Source organism: Rhodococcus sp. HM1 (assembly GCF_023218075.1).
Classification (GTDB): domain Bacteria; phylum Actinomycetota; class Actinomycetes; order Mycobacteriales; family Mycobacteriaceae; genus Rhodococcus.
In genome coordinates this window covers 1-19,470 of record NZ_JALPTB010000052.1, presented here as the reverse complement: position 1 = coordinate 19,470, position 19,470 = coordinate 1, and the positions used below count along the sequence as shown (strand labels likewise).

At 68.1% G+C, this 19,470-nt stretch carries 13 protein-coding genes; 11 read left to right on the top strand and 2 right to left on the bottom strand.

From position 1 onward, the window contains the following. The first annotated feature begins 20 nt into the window (after positions 1-20). The 8 genes from M1M07_RS23075 to M1M07_RS23040 all read left to right on the top strand — a co-directional run bounded on the left by M1M07_RS23075 (position 21) and on the right by M1M07_RS23040 (position 10,017). Complete coding sequence (locus M1M07_RS23075) at positions 21-1,217, top strand: 4-hydroxybenzoate 3-monooxygenase (RefSeq protein WP_248675662.1); 1,197 nt, start codon at positions 21-23, stop codon at positions 1,215-1,217. A gap of 46 nt (positions 1,218-1,263) precedes the next feature. Continuing rightward, complete coding sequence (gene pcaH, locus M1M07_RS23070; protein WP_248675661.1) at positions 1,264-1,983, top strand: protocatechuate 3,4-dioxygenase subunit beta; 720 nt, start codon at positions 1,264-1,266, stop codon at positions 1,981-1,983. Then, a complete protein-coding gene (gene pcaG, locus M1M07_RS23065) occupies positions 1,976-2,557 on the top strand; it encodes a protocatechuate 3,4-dioxygenase subunit alpha (protein ID WP_197250178.1) in 582 nt (193 codons plus the stop codon). The genes pcaH and pcaG overlap by 8 nt, the downstream gene beginning before the upstream one ends. A gap of 13 nt (positions 2,558-2,570) precedes the next feature. Then, positions 2,571-3,908, top strand: coding sequence for a lyase family protein (locus tag M1M07_RS23060; protein WP_248675660.1), 1,338 nt, complete (start codon positions 2,571-2,573; stop codon positions 3,906-3,908). After that, a complete protein-coding gene (gene pcaD, locus M1M07_RS23055; RefSeq protein WP_248675659.1) occupies positions 3,905-5,062 on the top strand; it encodes a 3-oxoadipate enol-lactonase in 1,158 nt (385 codons plus the stop codon). The genes M1M07_RS23060 and pcaD overlap by 4 nt, the downstream gene beginning before the upstream one ends. A 984-nt stretch (positions 5,063-6,046) precedes the next feature. Next, positions 6,047-7,270, top strand: coding sequence for a helix-turn-helix domain-containing protein (locus M1M07_RS23050; protein WP_248675658.1), 1,224 nt, complete (start codon positions 6,047-6,049; stop codon positions 7,268-7,270). Between the two features lie 97 nt (positions 7,271-7,367). After that, a complete protein-coding gene (locus M1M07_RS23045) occupies positions 7,368-8,867 on the top strand; it encodes an aldehyde dehydrogenase family protein (RefSeq protein WP_248675657.1) in 1,500 nt (499 codons plus the stop codon). Between the two features lie 37 nt (positions 8,868-8,904). Beyond that, a complete protein-coding gene (locus M1M07_RS23040) occupies positions 8,905-10,017 on the top strand; it encodes an NDMA-dependent alcohol dehydrogenase (protein ID WP_248675656.1) in 1,113 nt (370 codons plus the stop codon). 157 nt (positions 10,018-10,174) lie between these two features. Here the strand turns inward: M1M07_RS23040 and M1M07_RS23035 are convergent, their stop codons facing one another. Continuing rightward, positions 10,175-13,312: an NAD-glutamate dehydrogenase domain-containing protein gene (locus M1M07_RS23035; protein WP_248675655.1), complete on the bottom strand. Its 3,138-nt coding sequence runs from the start codon at positions 13,310-13,312 to the stop codon at positions 10,175-10,177. 176 nt (positions 13,313-13,488) lie between these two features. Between M1M07_RS23035 and gabT the strand changes: the two genes are divergently transcribed. The 3 genes from gabT to M1M07_RS23020 all read left to right on the top strand — a co-directional run bounded on the left by gabT (position 13,489) and on the right by M1M07_RS23020 (position 17,641). Continuing rightward, positions 13,489-14,847 (top strand): 4-aminobutyrate--2-oxoglutarate transaminase, encoded by a 1,359-nt coding sequence (gene gabT / locus M1M07_RS23030; RefSeq protein WP_248675654.1) that lies wholly within the window; start codon positions 13,489-13,491, stop codon positions 14,845-14,847. A gap of 215 nt (positions 14,848-15,062) precedes the next feature. After that, on the top strand, positions 15,063-16,529 hold the full coding sequence (locus tag M1M07_RS23025; RefSeq protein WP_197250668.1) for an aldehyde dehydrogenase family protein: 1,467 nt from the start codon (positions 15,063-15,065) through the stop codon (positions 16,527-16,529). After that, complete coding sequence (locus M1M07_RS23020) at positions 16,526-17,641, top strand: CaiB/BaiF CoA-transferase family protein (RefSeq protein ID WP_248675653.1); 1,116 nt, start codon at positions 16,526-16,528, stop codon at positions 17,639-17,641. The genes M1M07_RS23025 and M1M07_RS23020 overlap by 4 nt, the downstream gene beginning before the upstream one ends. Before the next feature lie 125 nt (positions 17,642-17,766). On the opposite strand, the gene M1M07_RS23015 is transcribed toward M1M07_RS23020, so the two are convergent. Further along, positions 17,767-19,335 (bottom strand): PucR family transcriptional regulator, encoded by a 1,569-nt coding sequence (locus tag M1M07_RS23015; protein WP_248675652.1) that lies wholly within the window; start codon positions 19,333-19,335, stop codon positions 17,767-17,769. Between the last annotated feature and the right edge of the window lie 135 nt (positions 19,336-19,470).

The window sequence follows — 19,470 nt, the reverse complement described above, 5'->3', positions numbered from 1 at the left end:
AGCACCCCTGGAGGAATCCGATGACCGCACCCCGAACGACCGTCACCACGCAGGTCGGCATCGTCGGTGGCGGTCCGGCCGGGCTGATGCTCTCGCACCTGCTGGCGAAGGCCGGCATCGACAACATCGTCGTCGAGAAGCGCGACCGCGAGACCATCCGCACCACCCACCGCGCGGGCATTCTCGAGCATGGATCGGTGAAGCTGCTGACCGACAGCGGCGTCAACGGTCGCGTGCTGTCCGAAGGCCACCGGCACGACGGCATCGACCTGCGGTTCGACGGGCGCAGCCACCGCATCGACTTCCAGGACCTCGTCGGCGAGTCGGTGTGGCTGTACCCGCAGAACGAGGTCTTCGTGGACCTCGCCGCGGCGCGCGAGCGTGACGGCGGCGATGTCCGCTACGGCGTCCGCGACACCGAGGTTCTCGACGTCACCACCGACACGCCCAAGATCCGCGTCACCGAGGCCGACGGCACCGAGATCGAGATCCACTGCCGCATCCTCGTGGGCGCGGACGGATCACAGAGCATCTGCCGCAAGGCGATTCCGGCTGACGTGCGCACCGACCACTTCATCGAGTATCCGTTCGCCTGGTTCGGCATCCTCACCGAAGCGCCGCCGAGCGCACCCGAATTGATCTACGCCCGATCGGAATACGGCTTCGCGCTGATCAGTCAGCGCAGCGAGGCGGTGCAGCGCATGTACTTCCAGTGCGACCCGGCCGAGGACGCCTCGAGCTGGAGCGAGGAACGCATCTGGGACGAACTGCAGCGGCGCGTCGACGGCCCCGACGGTCTCGAGTTGAAGCGCGGCCGCATCTTCGAGCAGATGGTGCTGCCGTTCCGGTCCTACGTGTGTGAACCGATGCGCCACGGCAACCTCTTCCTGGCCGGCGACGCCGGGCACACCGTCCCGCCCACCGGTGCGAAGGGCCTGAACCTCGCGCTGGCGGACGTACGCGTGCTGTTCCGTGCCCTCGACTCCTTCTTCTCGACCGGTTCGGGTGCGCTGCTCGACGCCTACAGCGACACCGCGCTGCAGCGGGTGTGGAAGGCGCAGAACTTCTCCTATTGGATGACCTCCATGCTCCACACCCGTTCCGATGCAACATCGTTCGAACGCCGTCGCGCCCTCGGCGAGCTCGCTGCCGTCACCGGTTCCCGGTACGGCCGGCAGTACCTCGCCGAGGCGTACACCGGCGGCCCCGACAACTGACACCACGTCGCCCCCGTCCCTTCCCGATTCGACACGCGAGGTTCCTGTGCTTCATCTGCCACCACGATTCTTCCGCCCCGAGGGCGTGCACCCACCACTGGACTTCCCGGACTACCGGACCACCGCCCTGCGCCGCCCCGCCCAGCCCCTCACGCTGATCCCGCAGCGCCTCGGCGAGCTGACCGGCCCCGTCTTCGGTGAGGACCGGGTGCAGGACGGCGACGCCGACCTGACCCTCGCCAACGGCGGCGAAGCAGCCGGCCAGCGCATCATCGTCCACGGCCGCGTCCTCGACAGCGACGGCAAGCCCGTCCCGCACACCCTCGTCGAGGTGTGGCAGGCCAACGCCGCCGGCCGGTACCGCCACGTGAACGACAGCTGGCCCGCTCCCCTCGACCCGTACTTCAACGGCGTCGGCCGCTGCGTCACCGACGCGCAGGGCGGATACCGTTTCACCACCGTCAAACCCGGTGCCTACCCGTGGCGCAACCACCACAACGCGTGGCGGCCCGCGCACATCCACTTCTCCCTGTTCGGCACGGCGTTCACGCAGCGGCTCGTCACCCAGATGTACTTCCCGGACGACCCGCTGTTCTTCCAGGACCCGATCTACAACTCGGTGCCCGCCGAGGCGCGGCACCGCATGGTCAGCGTGTTCGACTACGACGCCACCGTCGACAACTGGGCCCTCGGGTTCCGCTTCGATATCGTGCTGCGCGGCCGCGAGGCCACCCCCTTCGAGAACGAGGAGGACGACGATGAGTGACTTCGCTCCCCGTTACCCCGTCACCCCCGGCGACCAGAGCACCGCCACCTTCGGCCCGACACCGTCGCAGACCGTCGGACCCTACTGGAAGATCGGTCTCGACTGGGGCACCGACGGCGAGAACGTCGTCCCCGCAGATACTCCCGGCCGCATCACGGTCCGCATCACGGTCCTCGACGGCCACCGCGAACCCATGGCCGACGCGATGCTCGAGACGTGGCAGGCCGACACCGACGGCCGTTACGGCGCACCGGGATTCCGGGGCTTCGCCCGCAGCGCCGCCGACGAGACGGGAACGGCCGTCGTGCACACCGTCAAGCCGGGTTCCGGCGACGGCCAGGCGCCGCACCTGCTGGTCGGGATCTTCGCCCGCGGCACGCTGGATCGCCTGTACACGCGCATGTATTTCCCCGAGGACCTCGCGGAGCACGCGACCGATCCGGTACTGACGGCCCTACCCGAGTCGCAGCGCGCCAAGCTCGTCGCCGACAAGACCGGCGACGGCTACGAGTGGACGGTGTACGTTCAGGACCTCGATCCGAACGGTGTCGAGACACCGTTCTTCTCGATCTAGACGGGAGCCTGCGTTGTCCGAGCCGGCACGGTCCGACCACACCCGCGGGAGCCTGTTCGACCCGGTCTTCGGGGCCGGGGATCTCGCGCCGATGCTGTCCGATCACGCATGGCTGACGGCCCTGCTCGACGTCGAGGTGGCGATCACCCGTGCCGCGGAACGTCACGGCCGGGCCACCGCCGCCGACGTCGCAGCGGTTGCCGCGGCGGCCGCGTCGATCGCCCGCGACCTGGACCCGGCCGAACTCGGCACGCTCTCCGCGGCCGGCGGCAATCCGGTGATCCCGCTGGTGAAGATCCTGCGGGAACGCGCCGATGCGCCGGCCGCCGCCGTGCACGTCGGGGCCACCAGCCAGGACGTGCTCGACACCGCGCTGATGTTATTGGCCCGCAAGGCCGGTCGACGCATCGTCGCCGACCTGCGGGCCGCAGCCGACGCCGCGGCACGGCTCGCGTCCACCTATCGCGACACCCCGATGGTCGCCCGCACGCTCGGCCAGCAGGCGTTGCCCACGACCTTCGGGGCGCTCGCGGCGACCTGGCTCGTCGCGCTCGACGACGGTGTCGCCGCGATCGAGCGGGCGCTGGACATGCTTCCGGTCCAGTACGGCGGTGCGGCAGGAACTCTCGCCGCGGTGTATCCCGAGGGTCTCGCGTTCGCCGACACGCTCGCGGACCTGCTCGGCCTCGCCCGGCCGATCGTGCCGTGGCACACCGTGCGCACCCCGGTCACGACTCTCGCCTCCGCGCTCGGTGTCGCCACCGGATCGGTGTCGAAGGCCGCCACCGACATCGTGCTCATGGCCGCAACCGAATTCGGCGAGGTCGGCGAGGACGCACCCGGCGGATCTTCCGCCATGCCGCACAAACGCAATCCGGTCGCGGCGATCACCGCGCGGGCCGCCGCGCGACGGGTGCCGGGTCTGGTCGCCACGGTGCTCGCCGCGGCGGACCACGAGTTCGCCCGCGCAGCCGGTGCCTGGCATGCCGAGTGGGAGACACTCACCGACCTGATCCGGCTGTCCGGTGGTGCGGCACACCAGCTTTCGGTGAGCCTCGGCGGGTTGCACGTGCACCCCGACGCGCTGGCCCGCAACCTCGGGCTCACCGGAGGCGCGATCCTCGCGGAGAAGGTCACCGCGGCGCTGGCCGAGCACACCGACAACGCCCGCGACATCGTCACCGCCGCGGCCCTGGCCGGGACCCCACTCGACCGCGACCCGGCGATCACCGGACCTCTCGGTGCCGACCGGGTGCGCGAGTTGCTCGACCCCACACACTATCTCGGTCACGCGGGCGATCTCGTCGACCGCGCGGTCGCCCGCCACCACACAACGGAAGGACCGGCATGACCGTCGCTCTCCACTACGAACAGCACGGCGACCCCTCCGCGCCCGCGGTGCTGCTGCTCGGGTCGCTCGGCTCCGACCTGTCGATGTGGGAGCCGCAGATCGCCGCGCTGTCACCGCTCGCGCACGTCGTCGCCGTGGACCACCGCGGGCACGGCAAGTCACCGGTCGTCGACGGCCCGTACACGATGGACGACCTCGGCGGCGACGTCGTCGCGCTGCTCGACGCACTCGCTCTCGACACCGTCCACGTCGTGGGGTTGTCCCTCGGCGGGGCCGTCGGACAGTGGCTCGCCGCGCATCATCCGGCACGTGTCCGCACGCTCACGCTGCTCTGCACCTCGACAGCCTTCCTCCCGGCCGAACCGTGGCGGGAACGGGCCGTGACCGTCCGCGCCGAGGGCGTGGCCTCGATCGCCGAGTCGATCGTCGGTCGCTGGTTCACCCCCGAGCTCGCCGCGCGCGACCGCGACCTGATCGACCGCCACGTCGCGATGGTGTCCGCGACGAGCGACGAGGGGTACGCCGGGTGCTGCGAGGCGCTCGCGACGTGGGACGGCCGCGCCGACCTGGCCCGGATCGTCGCGCCCACCCTCGTGATCGCGGGTGCCCAGGACCCGGCGACCCCGCCGGACGTGATGCGCCGGCTCGCCGACGGCATCGCCGGCGCCGGCTTCCACGTCGTCGACCCCGCAGCGCACCTGGCGAGCGTCGAGCAGGCCGGCCGGGTCACCGCCCTCGTCCGCGAACACCTCACCCGCGCGACTCCCGCCGGTGCCCAGCGCACCGCCGCGTTCGACCTGGGCATGCGGGTGCGGCGCTCGGTGCTCGGCGACGCCCACGTCGACCGCGCGATGGCGGCGGCCACCGAGATCACTGCGCCGTTCCAGGATTTCATCACCCGCACCGCGTGGGGCGACATCTGGGCGCGGCCCGGTCTGGACCACCACACCCGCCGGCTGCTGACCCTCGCCATCCTCACCGCGGTCGGCAACGAGCACGAACTCGACATGCACATCCGGGCGGCGTTGCGCGCCGGTGTGGACCCGGACGAGCTCGTCGAGGTTTTCCTGCACACCGCCGTCTACGCGGGGGTGCCCAACAGCAACCGGGCCTTTGCCCTCACCAAGGCCGCGGTCGAGGCCACCGAGGCCTAGTGTCCTGAGTCGGGCATTCTGTTCACAAGCGTATGAACAGGTGGATGGCACGTACTGGGCGGTCCGAGGCCGAACCGATCGTGTCCGACGATGAACGTGCCGCCCTGGAGGAGTGGGTACGCAGGATCCGGACGCTCGAGACGACCCCGAAGAATGCGAAGCACTGGTGCTCTCCAGTCCGATCACGGTCGCGGGGCCGCCGAACTCGAGCCGTGCCACTGCCACCGTTGCCTCTTTCCCCACATCGGCGGTTCTCGGTGTTCAGAATCTGAACAGTTACCGAATGTGGGATGGGCGAATATTACCTGGACCACACTCGGGTGAGTACGTTTGCAGATCGGCGCCGACAGGGACCTCCCGTAGGCACCGTGACCTGTGCCCGGAAAGGAGACGCGATGACGAATCGGCTGCGTCGCAACCCGGGTGCCGCACCGAGCGTTCCGCCGACCACAAGATCTCCCGGTCCGTGGGCCCGGTCGATGAGTTCCCGGTGACGGCAACCAGCAGGATCGTGACGTGGGCGATGTCGCTCCCCGCTGATCGCCGGGCACGATTGGAAGGGGAACGGTGATGCACGCCTTACGGCCGGAGATCGAACTGTCCTGGAAGCGCTCGCAGCTCAGTGGCATCGATCCGGCACAGGTTCCGGAACCGACCCTGCTCGCCCCGGCGGACTCGGCAGAACGGTTGCTGCAGGCCGCCCGACCTGTGCTCGATGAATTACGGGTACAGCTGGCAGGCACGGAATGTGGGATCCTGCTCGTCGATCGCAACTGCTGTGTCGTCTCGAGGGTGTTCGACTCGGACGCGATGAGGTCCGCTATGGAAGATGTCGGGGTGCTGCCCGGCGTCGCGCTGTCCGAGGAGACGTACGGGACGAACGCGCTCGGGACCCCCCTCGAGGTGCGTCAGGGTCTCGTCGTTCACGGCGACGAGCATTTCCTCGAGTCGTTCCGGCAGTTCAGTTGTTACGGTCACCCGATAGTGCATCCGGTCACGCGCAGAATCGAAGGCATCCTCGACATCACCGCGACCGAGAAGACGGCCAACCCCCTATTCGTGCCATTCCTCGCACGGGCAGTCCGCGATATCGAGGCGCGACTGCTCGAGGGGGCACGTGAATCGGATCGCCGCGTCATGGACGCGTTCCGGATCGCGGCCCGCCAACGTGGCGTGGCCGTGGCTGCAATGGGGCAGGACGTCATGCTCACCAACAAGGCCGCCGTCGAACTGCTCGAACCAAGTGATCACGTGGCGTTGCGCGCGCTCGTGGACGACGTGCCGCCCGGCGAGACACGGACGCTCGACTTCGCTCTCTCCGGGGGCGGGCACACCGAGCTTCACATCAACCGCGTGTCCGGCACTGAGAGCGGTGCGCTGTTCCTGCTCGGTGTCGATGAGAGCCGCCCGCCCGTGCGCCGGCGGGCCACGCCTCAGGATGCGACCTCCCGGATACGCGCCCGCATGGCCGAATTACGTTCCAGCACTGGTGCAATCGCCATCATCGGCGAGGTCGGCAGCGGTCGGAGCTGGGCCGCGCGAGAGTATGCAGCGGGACCGATCGTGGCCGTGGATGCCGCACACGTGATAGCCGAGGGCGAACGCAACTGGTCCGCCGGACTACTCAGGCACATCGCGACCGGACCCGCGCACGTCCTGATCGAACACGTCCACCTCGGCCCGAACTCGGTCCTCGCGCTGCTGGGATCGCTCGCCACGCGCGCCGACGGACCGAGACTCGTGTTCACCGCCGATCCCGTCGACACTATCCGACCTGCGGTGCGAGACCTGCTTGCCCGCTGCGGCGCACAGGTGGCAGTGCCCGCCCTACGGCAGCGAACCCGTGAACTGCCGGCGCTCGTCACCGCGCTTGCCACCGAGCTCGGCCGTTCTGATATCCGTTTGGGCCCCAGCGCCTTGGCTGCGCTGTCGGAACACACATGGCCTGGCAATCTCGTCGAACTGCGTGCGGTCCTTGCGGGACTTCCCGACAAGGGCGGCATCCCGATCCGGATCGAGGACCTGCCCGAGGCCTACCGTGCACCCGCTCGGGTGGCCCGCCTCGGCGGCCGCGAACGCGCCGAGCGGGAAGCGATCATAGATGCGTTGCAGGAAAGTTGCGGTAACAAGGTGCACGCAGCTGCCCGGCTCGGTATCAGCCGCACGACGTTGTATAGCCGGATCCGGGCGCTCGACATCACCGTGTGACCGATCGCTGTCCAAAGCTTGAACAGTTCCGCCGCTCTCCCACGCAGCACGATGATCGTGTTCCGCATCATATGCATCGCATCCAGGAGGTTTTGGCATGACTGTCGTTGCCGAGCAGTCGGTTTCAGCGCGAGTGCGCGAGTTCCTCGCCGGCACCAAGCTGCTGTACATCGACGGTGAGTTCGTCGATGCATCATCCGGCCGCACGTTCGTCACGTACGACCCCGCCACCGGCGAGCGCCTCACCGACGTGGCGCACGGTGAGGCCGCCGACATCGACCGGGCCGTCCGGGCCGCGCGTCGTGCGTTCGACGAGGGGCCGTGGGCCTCGATGAAGCCGAACGAGCGTGAGCGTCTCATCTGGCGGGTCGGCGACCTGCTCACCGAGCGGGCCGCCGAGTTCGGCCAACTCGAAGCTCTCGACAACGGCAAGTCCGCCGCGATCGCATCGGCCGTCGACACGGCCTGGGCGGCCGACGTCTTCCGGTACTACGCAGGCTGGGCCACCAAGATCGAGGGCAGCACGGTCAACGTCTCGATGCCGTTCGCACCGGGCGGTCAGTTCCACGCGTACACGCTGAGGGAGCCGATCGGAGTCTGCGGGCTGATCGTGCCGTGGAACTTCCCACTGCTCATGGCATCGTGGAAGCTCGCACCCGCTCTCGCAGCCGGCAACACGGTGATTCTCAAGCCGGCCGAGCAGACGCCGCTCACCGCATTGCTGCTCGCCGAGATCTTCGAGGAGGCCGGCTTCCCGCCCGGCGTGGTCAATGTCGTACCCGGTTTCGGTGACGCGGGTGCCGCGCTGTCAGCACACGACGACGTCGACAAGATCGCCTTCACCGGTTCCACCGAGGTCGGAAAGAAGATCGTCGACGCAGCCAAGGGCAACCTCAAGAAGGTCACTCTCGAGCTCGGCGGCAAGAGTCCCAACATCGTGTTCGCCGATGCCGATTTCGATGTGGCCGTTCAAGGTTCGCTCAATGCGTGGCTCTTCAACCACGGCCAGTGCTGTGTCGCCGGCACGCGCCTGTACGTCGAGAACAGCATCTTCGAGCGCTTCACCGAGGCGGTCGCAGAGGCCGCGAGCAGGGTCAAGATCGGTCCCGGGCTCGACCCCACGACCGAGCTGGGTCCGCTCGTCTCGCAGGAGCAGCTCGACCGGGTCACCGGCTATCTCCGCGACGGACTCGCGGACGGCGCGCGCGCTCTGACAGGTGGTAAGCGTTGGGGTGAGACCGGATACTTCGTCGAGCCGACCGTGTTGGTCGACGTGGAGCCGGAGTTCAGCGTCGTGCGGGAGGAGATCTTCGGTCCGGTCGTTGCCGCGATGCCGTTCGATGCCGACGACGGCATCGTCACCGCCGCCAACGACTCGATCTACGGACTGGCTGCCGGCATCTGGACTCGTGACATCTCGAAGGCGCACCGCACCGCACGCCTACTGAAGGCCGGATCGGTCTGGATCAACCAGTACAACGGCTTCGATACGGCCATGCCGTTCGGTGGCTACAAGCAGTCCGGGTGGGGCCGCGAACTCGGCGCCGCCGCCATCGACCTCTACACCCAGACCAAGGCCGTCAACGTCGCACTCTGACGTCTCCGGCCTCACCCCGAACTCATCAGGAGAACACATGAAGACCAAGGCTGCTGTTCTACTCGAAGCCGGAAAGCCGTTCGAGATCATGGAACTCGATCTGGACGGTCCCGGCCCCGGCGAGGTACTCATCAAGTACACCGCGGCGGGACTGTGCCACTCCGACCTGCACCTGACCGACGGTGACCTCCCGCCTCGCTATCCCATCGTCGGCGGACACGAAGGCTCGGGCATCATCGAGGAGGTCGGGCCCGGGGTCACCAAGGTCGAACCCGGCGATCACGTCGTGTGCAGCTTCATCCCCAACTGCGGAACCTGTCGCTACTGTGCCACCGGCCGACAGAACCTGTGCGACATGGGCGCGACGATCCTCGAAGGATCGATGCCTGATGGCAGTTTCCGGTTCCGTTCCGGCGGAACAGAATTCGGAGCCATGTGCATGCTGGGTACGTTCTCCGAACGGGCGACGATCTCGCAGCACTCGGTTGTCAAGGTGGACGACTGGCTGCCCCTCGAGACCGCGGTGCTCGTCGGCTGCGGTGTTCCTTCGGGATGGGGAACCGCGGTGTACGCCGGCGGCGTCCGGGCCGGGGACATCGTCGTCGTCTACGGCATCGGTGGCCTCGGCATCAACGCCGTGAAGGGTGCGGTGCAGGCCGGGGCACGGTACGTCGTCGTGGTCGATCCGCTTGCCTTCAAGCGGGAGACAGCATTGAAGTTCGGAGCCACACACGCCTTCGCGACTGCGGAAGAAGCGGCGGTGAAGGTCAATAAGTTGAGCTGGGGTCAGGGCGCGGATCAGGCACTTGTCCTGGTCGGCACGGTCGACGAGGAGGTGATCGCAGCGGCGACTGCCGTGATCGGTAAGGGTGGCACCGTCGTCATCACGGGTTTGGCCGATCCGAGCAAACTGACCGTGCATGTGTCGGGAGCCGATCTGACGCTCAACGAGAAGACGATCAAGGGGACTTTGTTCGGCTCGGCCAACCCGCAGTACGACATCGTTCGATTGCTGCGTATGTACGACCAGGGCGAACTGAAACTCGACGAACTCGTCACGACGCGTTATTCACTCGAGGAAGTCAACCAGGGGTACGAGGATCTGCGCAACGGCAAGAATATTCGCGGAGTGATCGTGCACGCTCGGTAACGGAACCGACCGCGCAGTGACCCACAAGATCTTCCGCACCTCCACCGTTCTTCGCGGAGGTGATGGCAGGTCCGCACGGTGTCGTGACGGCACACCCTCCTCGGCGAGGCGTGGCGCCCTTTTCGGATTTCCCGGATCCGAAAAGGGCGCCGTCCCGTCACCGCTCCGTTGCGCGCACGAGCAGGTGCAGTTCCGCACCGAGCGTGCATGCCTGCGCCAGATCGATCCGCCCGTCCCGGCACAGGTCGTCGGTCAGGCGTGTCACCCGAGCGATCGCATCCGGAACCCGCTGCTTCCATCGCGCCAGTATCGCGTCGACGTCCGTCAGGGTGTGTGGATCGCAGTCCCGGCGCAGGATTGCGGCGACGAGGCGGTGGTGGTCTTCGGTGAGTTCGTCCCACACGGTGGCGCGCGCCATGCTGTCCCACCAAGTGTGGGACCCGGTGGCCGGATCCAGTGACATCCTCTCGATTCCGAGCAACGGTCCCGTCGCCGCGTGCATCCGGGCAACGAGGTGTGCCGGACAGTCCAGCGTGTACGCGGTGTCCACCAACGCCGGGCACTGGGCGAGAAGTCGGAAGTCCGGTCCGTCACCGGCCACGCCGACCCCGACCAGATCTGCGACCCCGGCACTCAGTCGCTCGATTTCGGCGGTCACGTCGAGGGGCGACGGCCGCAGCCGCAGAATCCACAAGACCGCATGCTCGATGAACTCCTGGACCGCGGCGAGCCGCTCCCAGCGGTGTGCACCGGAAACGGAACGGTCCCGCGCTTCGGCCCACAACCGGTCGGTGTCGAACACCGCCCGGACCACTGCGTACGCTCGGGCAACCGCCGGCGTGCGCACCCCTAACCGTTCCTCGAGCTGGTAGATCATTCCCGGACCGACATGATCGACGAGATCGGAGGCCATACGGGTCGCGATGATCTCGCGACGTAGAGGGTGGTCTCGGATCTCGTCCCGCACCAGGTCACGCATGCGGGTGGGGAAGTACTCGAGGGCGACTGCGGCGAAGACGGGGTCGTCGGGCACGTCGGAGTCGAGCAGGTCCCGGCACACAACGTTCTTCGACCGGGCGAGCAGCACCGCGATCTCCGGTCTGGTCAACCCACGGCCGGCGCCGGCTCGGGCGGCCAACTCCTGCACGGTGGGCAGTACCTCGGTGCTGCGCCGCATACCGCTGGTCTCGAGGTGGATGATGAGCCGCTCGTGCCTGCCGAGTAGCCGGGCCGCACGTGAGACGGCAAGTCCGAGCGCCACTGATTGGTCCCGGTTCATGAGGAGCACCGTCCGGGCCACCTCGTCCCGGGCGTCGTCGAGCAGCCGGTCGCGTTTCTCGAGAGTCAGAGATCCCTTGCGCCGAGCGGATTCCAGGGCGATCTTCAGATTCACCTCGGCGTCGGAAGTGGCCACCCCGGCCGCGTTGTCGATGAAGTCCGCATTGATACGCCCGCCGACGGCCGCGAACTCGATACGGGCCCGCTGCGTGAAACCGAGGTTGCCGCCCTCTCCCACGACGCGACACCGCAGCTGCGACGCGTCGACACGGACGGTGTCGTTCGCCGGATCGGCTGCATCAGTGTGGTTCTCGGAAGAGGCCTTGACGTAGGTGCCGACACCACCGTTCCAGAGCAGGTCCACCGGTGCTGTCAGCAGCGCCTTGATCAACCCGTCCGGGGTGGTGGTCGGATGGGATAGTCCGAGCAGGCGGCGTGCCGGTTCCGGGACGGTGATGGACTTCGCGGAGCGTGGCCATACACCTCCTCCGGCGGATAGGACGTCACGATCGAAGTCGTCCCAGCTCGATCCGGGAAGCTCGAACAGTCGACGTCGCTCCGCGTAGGCGCGAGCCGGGTGGGGATCCGGGTCGAGGAAGATGTGCCGGTGATCGAAGGCGCCGACGAGGCGCAGATGCGGGGAGAGCAGCATTCCGTTGCCGAAGACGTCGCCGGACATGTCCCCGATCCCTACCGCCGTCAACTCGGTGGTGTCGGCGTCGATGTCGAGGTCGGCGAAGTGCTCGCGGACCGCGACCCACGCGCCGCGCGCGGTGATGCCCATCACCTTGTGGTCGTATCCGTTCGATCCGCCCGAGGCGAAGGCGTCACCGAGCCAGTAGTCGTACTCCGCGGCGATGGAGTTGGCCAGGTCCGAGAACCGGGCAGTGCCCTTGTCGGCGGCTACTACCAGATAGGCATCGTCCCCGCCATGGACGATGGTGCGGTCCGGGTGGACGATCTGCCCGTCGACGATGTTGTCGACGAGATCGAGCATTCCTCGGATGAAGGTCGAATATGCTTGGGCGGGAGTTACATCCGAGTTCGTCCGGATGAACGCGCCTTTGGCGCCGACGGGGACGATGGGCGCGTTCTTCACGATCTGGGTCTTCATCAGACCGAGGACCTCGGTGCGGTAGTCCTCAGGACGGTCCGAGAACCGCAGTCCACCGCGGGCGACAGTGCCGCTCCGCACGTGAATGCCCTCCACGTGGTCCGAGTGAACGAAGATCTCGCGGTGGGGCACGACAGGCCCGGGATCGGCCAGATGAACGGAATCGAGCATGAAGGCCCCGTACGGTTTCGGCGCGCCGTGTTCGTCGTGCTGGTACCAATTGGTGCGCACAGTGGCGGTGACGAACGATTCCAGGCTGCGCAGGATGCGGTCCTCGTCGAGGCTTTCCGCCGCGCCGCGCCGCTCGGCGAGCGTCCGTTCGGCGGCGTCGTCCCGATTGGGCCGGTCGGGGTCGAGGCGCGCGGCGAAGCAGGCGACCAGGGCTTCGACAAATCCGGAGTGCCGGCAGAGTGTGTCGACAACGTACCGTTCCGACATGATCAGACCCGCCTGGCGGGCGAAGCGGGCTGCGGCCCGGACCAGGGCGATATCCCGCACACCCACGTCGGCGACGACGGCGAGGCGGGAGTATCCGTCGACGACGGTGCGGCCCTGTGCGTGGGCGTCGAAGACCGCCGCCACCCGGTGCGGCGAACCGGATCGCCACTCCGGGGGCGTGACGAACGCGAACCGATGGACCCGGCAGTCCGCATCGTCGGTCGCCAGCAGTTCGTGATCGTCTATCCGCAGTCCGAAGTGCTCGAATGTGTGGACGGAGTCGGTCAGCAGCGGGTCTCGGCCCGGCCATTTCATGACTGCACAGGCGGTGCCGTCGGAGGCGGAGTCCTCCACGAACAGCAAGGCCGGTCCGGCATCCTGCGAGCACACGAGACGTCGCGCGGCCCCGGCGACGTCGGTGGGCGCCGGTTCGTACGGGTGCGTGGGGGCGGTGTCGGTGGTCATCTGCATGTCCTTTCGGTCACCCGGCGTCGGCCGTGGTGTGCCGTCAGTCTGCGGCGAACCGCCCGAGACAGACATGTACTTGTTGTCCACATTGACGGCAGAATTGTACTTGTAGTACATCAGCGACCCGAGTCTCCCCTCCTACAGTTCGAGGAAACCGACCGAGGGAGAAGGACATGACCGCAGTGGAACTCGTTCAGGGTGGGCCCGGACTCGAGCAGGCCCGCCGCATCGTGACGGAAATCCCGGGACCCCGGTCCCGCGAACTGGCGCAACGCCGCGCCGCCGCGTTGCCGGCGGGTCTGGCCAGTGGCGCCGAGATCTACGCGGCGGCGGGCGGCGGGGGTGTGCTCGTCGACGTGGACGGGAACTCCTTCATCGACCTCGGTTCCGGCATCGCCGTCACCACCGTCGGCAACTCCGCGCCGCGGGTCGTCGAGCGCGCCACCGCGCAGCTGCGGCAGTTCACCCACACGTGCTTCCTCGCCACGCCGTACGAGCCGTACATCGAGGTCGCCGAGATCCTCAACCGGCTGACCCCGGGAAGCCACGCCAAGCGCACGGCACTGTTCAACACAGGCAGCGAGGCAGTCGAGAACGCAGTGAAGTACGCCCGCGCGGCGACCGGTCGGTCTGCCGTGGTCACGTTCGACCATGCCTTCCACGGCCGGACACTGATGACGATGACCATGACGGCGAAGAACCAGCCCTACAAGCACTCCTTCGGTCCGTTCGCCCCGGAGGTCTATCGCGCGCCGATGGCCTACCCCTACCGGTGGCCCAGCGGGCCCGACCGTGCCGCGGAGGAGGCGTTCGAGCAGTTCCGTCTGCTCGTCGACGCCCAGATCGGTGCGGACCAGGTGGCTTGCGTCGTCGTCGAACCCATTCAGGGTGAAGGGGGCTTCATCGTTCCCGCCGACGGTTTCCTTCGGCGCATCGCCGACTTCTGCCGGGACCGCGGCATCCTCGTCGTCGCCGACGAGGTGCAGACCGGAATCGCCCGCACCGGAGCGTGGTTCGCGTGCGAGCACGAGGGACTCGTGCCGGATCTGATCGTCACGGCCAAGGGACTCGCCGGCGGGCTCCCGCTCGCCGCCGTCACCGGCCGGGCCGAGATCATGGACCGCGCTCACCCCGGCGGCATCGGCGGCACCTACAGCGGTAACCCCGCGGCGTGTGCTGCGGCGCTCGGCGTCTTCGAGACGATCGAAGCCCAGCATCTGCTCGATCGTGCCCAGGAGATCGGCGCACTGATGCTGAGGGAACTGCGCGACATCGGCACGCGTCACCCCGTCGTCGGCGAGGTCCGTGGCCGCGGCGCCATGATCGCTGTCGAACTCGTCGAGCCCGGTACGACCAACCCCAACCGCGAGGCCGTCGCGGAGATCACCCGGTACTGTCAGACCCACGGAGTCCTCACCCTGACGGCCGGAACCTTCGGGAACGTGCTCCGGTTCCTGCCGCCGCTGTCGATCTCCGATGCACTGCTCACCGAGGCTTTCTCGGTACTGCGCGACGCATTCGCGGCCCTCTGATCACCTCCATTTCCGGGTGGCGGGCCATGACCACCACCGCACTCGGCGCCGGCGACTTCACACCGAAGTACTCGCCACCACGGCACGACAACAACCTCGAGTCGGTGCTGGCCTACAAGGCATCAGTGAGATGCACCAACGCTCGATCGGTCGCGCGTCGACCGGTCAGGCCGCATTTTTCTGACCCGCACCATCGACACGTCGAAGGACACATCATGACGACACCTGTTCTGCTGCAACACTATATCGACGGCAAATGGTTCGACGGCGAGGGCGAGACCGTGACCAGCATCAGCCCCGCCGAGCCGGACGTCACCGTCGCCCACGGCCGGGCGGCCGCCGACGACGACGTCGACGCGGCCGTCGCCGCCGCGCGCGCCGCGGCGGGACACTGGGCGAAGACCCCCGCGCACGAACGCGGTGCCGTCCTCACCCGGGCAGCCTCCGTCGTCGAATCGTCCGCCGAACAGTGGGGTGTGGAACTCGCCCGCGAGGAAGGCAAGACGCGCGGCGAGGGTGTCGCCGAGGTGCTCCGCGCCGCCCAGATCCTGCGCTTCTACGGCGGGGAGGGCGATCGGGAAGCCGGTCAGGTATTCGCCTCCCCGCGGCGTGGGGAGCAGATCCTGGTCACGCGCAAGCCCGTCGGTGTAGTCGGGGTCATCACGCCCTTCAACTTCCCCATCGCCATCCCCGCCTGGAAGATCGCCCCGGCCCTGACCTACGGCAACACCGTGGTGTGGAAGCCGGCGGGCACCGTGCCGCTGCTGGCGATGCGGCTCATGCAGGCCCTCGCCGATGCGGGCCTGCCGCCTGGGGTGCTCAACCTCGTCATCGGCGGCCGCACGGTCGGCGCCGGGATCGCCGATCATCCGGGTATCGACGCGCTGACCTTCACCGGTTCGACTGCCGTCGGCCGGAGCCTCGCGGCGGCAGGAGCCGCGCGGGGCGTGCCGGTACAGGCCGAGATGGGAGGGAAGAACGCGGCCGTCGTGCTCGGCGACGCGGACCTCGCTCTCGCCGCCGAGCAGGTTCTGCTCGGTGCGTTCCGGTCGTCGGGGCAGAAGTGCACGGCAACCTCGCGGCTGATCGTCACCGACGACATCGCCGACGAGTTCGTCGGTGAACTCGTCGCGCGGATCGGGAAGTGGACCGTCGGCAATCCCTTGGACGAGCACGTGCACATGGGCCCCGTGGTCGACGGTGCGGCACGGATGTCGATCCGGACAGGTATCGACGAGGCGGTCCGGCAGGGTGCCCGAGTGCTGTGCGGCGGGCGACCGTACGAGGACGGTGATCTCGCGGCCGGGTTCTACGTGTCCCCCACCGTGCTCGAGCTACCCGGCGCCGGGCTCGACGTGTGGCGGGAGGAGTTGTTCGGACCCGTCCTGGCCGTGTGCCGCGCGGCGGACACCGAGGCGGCGTTCGCGCTCGCCGACGACAGCGATTATGGATTGTCGGCGGCAGTGTTCACCCAGGACCTCACCCGTGCGCTCGGGGCGCTCGAGGACCTGGACGTGGGCATCCTGCACATCAACTCCGAATCCGCCGGCGCCGACCCGCACGTCCCGTTCGGTGGCGCGAAGAAGAGCGGGTACGGCCCGAAGGAACAGGGCCGCGCCGCACGGGAATTCTTCACTCACACCACGACCGTCTACCTTCGCGGCGGGAGGCCGATCGCATGAGTCAGGGCGCACTCGACGGCATCGTCGTCGCCGATTTCACCCGGGTCCTCGCCGGTCCCTACGCCACGATGATGCTCGCGGACATGGGCGCCGAGGTCGTCAAGGTCGAACGTCCGGGCACCGGCGACGACACCCGGGCATGGGGACCGCCCTACGACGACGCGGGTTCGGCCACGTACTTCAATTCGGTGAACCGCAACAAGACATCCGTGGTCCTCGACCTCGCGTCGGAGCAGGGCCGGGCCGAAGCCCTGCGGCTCGTCGCACGCGCGGACATCGTGGTCGAGAACTTCCGTGCGGGCACCATGGAGCGGCTCGGCCTGGGCTACGACGACCTGCTCGACGTCAACCCGGGTCTGATCTACTGTTCCGTCACCGGATTCGGGAGCGGGGACGGAGCGGCCCTACCGGGCTACGATCTGCTCGTGCAGGCCGCCGGAGGGCTTATGAGCATCACCGGGCCCGAGGCCGGCACGCCGACGACGGTGGGCGTCGCGGTCGTCGACGTGCTCACGGGTCTGCACGCGCTCGCCGGGATCCTCGCTGCGCTGCATCACCGGGAGCGTACCGGCGAGGGGCAGCGTGTCGAAACCAATCTTCTTGCCGTGCTTCTGTCGTCACTCGTCAATCAGGGATCGGCGTATCTCGGCGCCGGGGTGGTGCCCGGTATCCTCGGAAACCGGCATCCGAGCATCGCCCCGTACGAGGTGCTCCCGACCAAGGACCGGCCGCTGGCGCTGGCAGTGGGAAACGACAAGCAGTTCACCCGGTTCGCCGAGACGATAGGCGCGCCGGAACTGGCCACCGACCCGCGGTTCAGCAGTAACCCGTCGCGCGTCGCACACCGCGAGGAACTGCGCGAAGAGATCACCTCGATCCTCACGACGGCCGGGTCGGACTACTGGTACGACGAGCTCTCTCGCGTGGGTGTCCCGGCCGGGCCCATCAACAACATTGCCGAGGCCTTCGAATTCGCTCGACGTCTCGGTCTCGACGCCGTCGTGTCCGTGCCGGGAAGCACGACACCTCAGGTCGGAAACCCGTTGAGCTTCTCCAGGACTCCGGTCCGGTATCGATCGGCTCCGCCACCCCTGGGCGGAACCGCGGACTGACCGGAGGGAATGGAGAAGGGCCCGTCCCGTCGCGTCCTGCCGTGACGGGACGGGCGTCGTACGGACGACAGAACATCTCCTGTCCGGCACAGCCAGCGGGCGGACCGTCCCAGGGCGGCGGGAATTCACCTGACCGTCGGCGCCTGCCCCCCTCGACCATCGAGCATCTCCCGAGCCTTGACGGCCAGCCACCACTCCACCCGGGTGTGGATCGAGTCGAGGTCGCGACCCGTCAGTTCGGTGATCCGGGCGAGCCGGTTCCGCAGGGTGTGCCGGTGGATGCCCAGCCTTACGGCGGTGCTCTCGGCCTGAGCATTGTGCTCGAGGTACGCGGCCAAAGTCTCGACCAGTCGCCCACTTCCCCCACGCTTCTCGTCGTAGGCGTCGAGTGCTTCGAGGCCGGCTCGGGAGATGGCCTGTAGGGCATCGCGATCCTGCATGCCCAGTAGCACGGAGAAGGTGCCCAGCTCGGCGAACACCACCGGTGCCGTTTCTCCGTCCCGCACCGCCCGTGCCGCCGAGAGAGCTTGATGCACGCTGGTGTTCGCATCCAGCACCACGCAAGGCCCGCCCAGTCCGCACCGGACCTTCCGGCCGAGCTGCGCCCGGACCCGGTCGTGGATCCGGGTCGCGATCTCTCGCGCACGGTCGGCCGGCAGCACCACCGCGACATCCGCATCGACCGAGGCCGCCAGATAAGGGACCGCCTCCGCGGCGAGGGCCGCGCCGATCTGCCGTTCCGCCGGCAGCAGCGGACCGATCTCGGTCAGCACGGCGACCGCGACCGTGTCGGTCGGTTCGAATCCGAAGTATCGGAGCAGGCCGGCGTCCATACGTTCGGGTGTGTCGAAGAGTGTCCGGGTGACGGCGGACCGCAGCCTCTGCTCCGCGCTCTGCACCTTCGCGGGCTTCCCGAGTTCGATGGAGATCAGCGACACCGCGTGGGCGAGGAGCAAGCGGTCGGCCGGCGGTAGCGGTTCCGCGGTGCCGACGGCAAGGTATCCGTAGACGTCCGGTGCGGCCGCGATGCTCTGAACGGTGTAGTGGTCCCCGTCGTCCACCAACACCTTGCTCATCTGCCGGCGCCGCGGCGCTCGGGAGGCCGATTCCGATACTGCGCGGGCGTGCCCGATCGCCCGCGTCGTGTCCGAACCGTATTCGGCGAGGACACGATCATCGGGGTCGACGACGGCGACGACGCCGGCGAGCGCCTGGCCGAGCGCGGTCACAACCGCGGGCACTCCCCCACGCAGGGTGGCACGGGCCAGTCGCTCCTGTTGGTCGACGACGCGCTGCACCGATCGAACCTGATCGGCTGTCAGTTCGTCGATGACTGCGCGGGTGATGGCAATGAAGGGGGTGGAGGCGGGCACGGCAAGTACCGGAAACCCGAGTGCGTCACCGGCCGCCCGAAGACCGTCCGGCACTCTGTCGAACCGGGTACCGGTGTCGAACGCCAGTGCCACGCACCCGGCAGCGACCAGGCCTTGAAGGTAGGTGAACTGGTCGTCGGCGTCGGCACCGATCTCCAACCCGGTGGTCATGACGAGTTCTCCCCCGGACAACCACGGGGTGGGATCGGGAAGCTCGATCGGATGCGCCCATTCGATGACTCGGTCGGCTCCCTCGCGGCCGGCTACGAGGGTGAGTCCCAGCTCCGGCAGCGCCGTGAGTCGACGCACGGTGATGGCCATGATGGTGTTCCTTAAGTTCGTAGGTGCAGTTACTTCGTGAGAGTTACGTTGTGCTGTAACCCGGGCGGGCCGGGCGAGGCTGATGATTGGTTGCCCAACTCTCGAGTGGGGCTTGAAAGGACTGGCCACCCGACC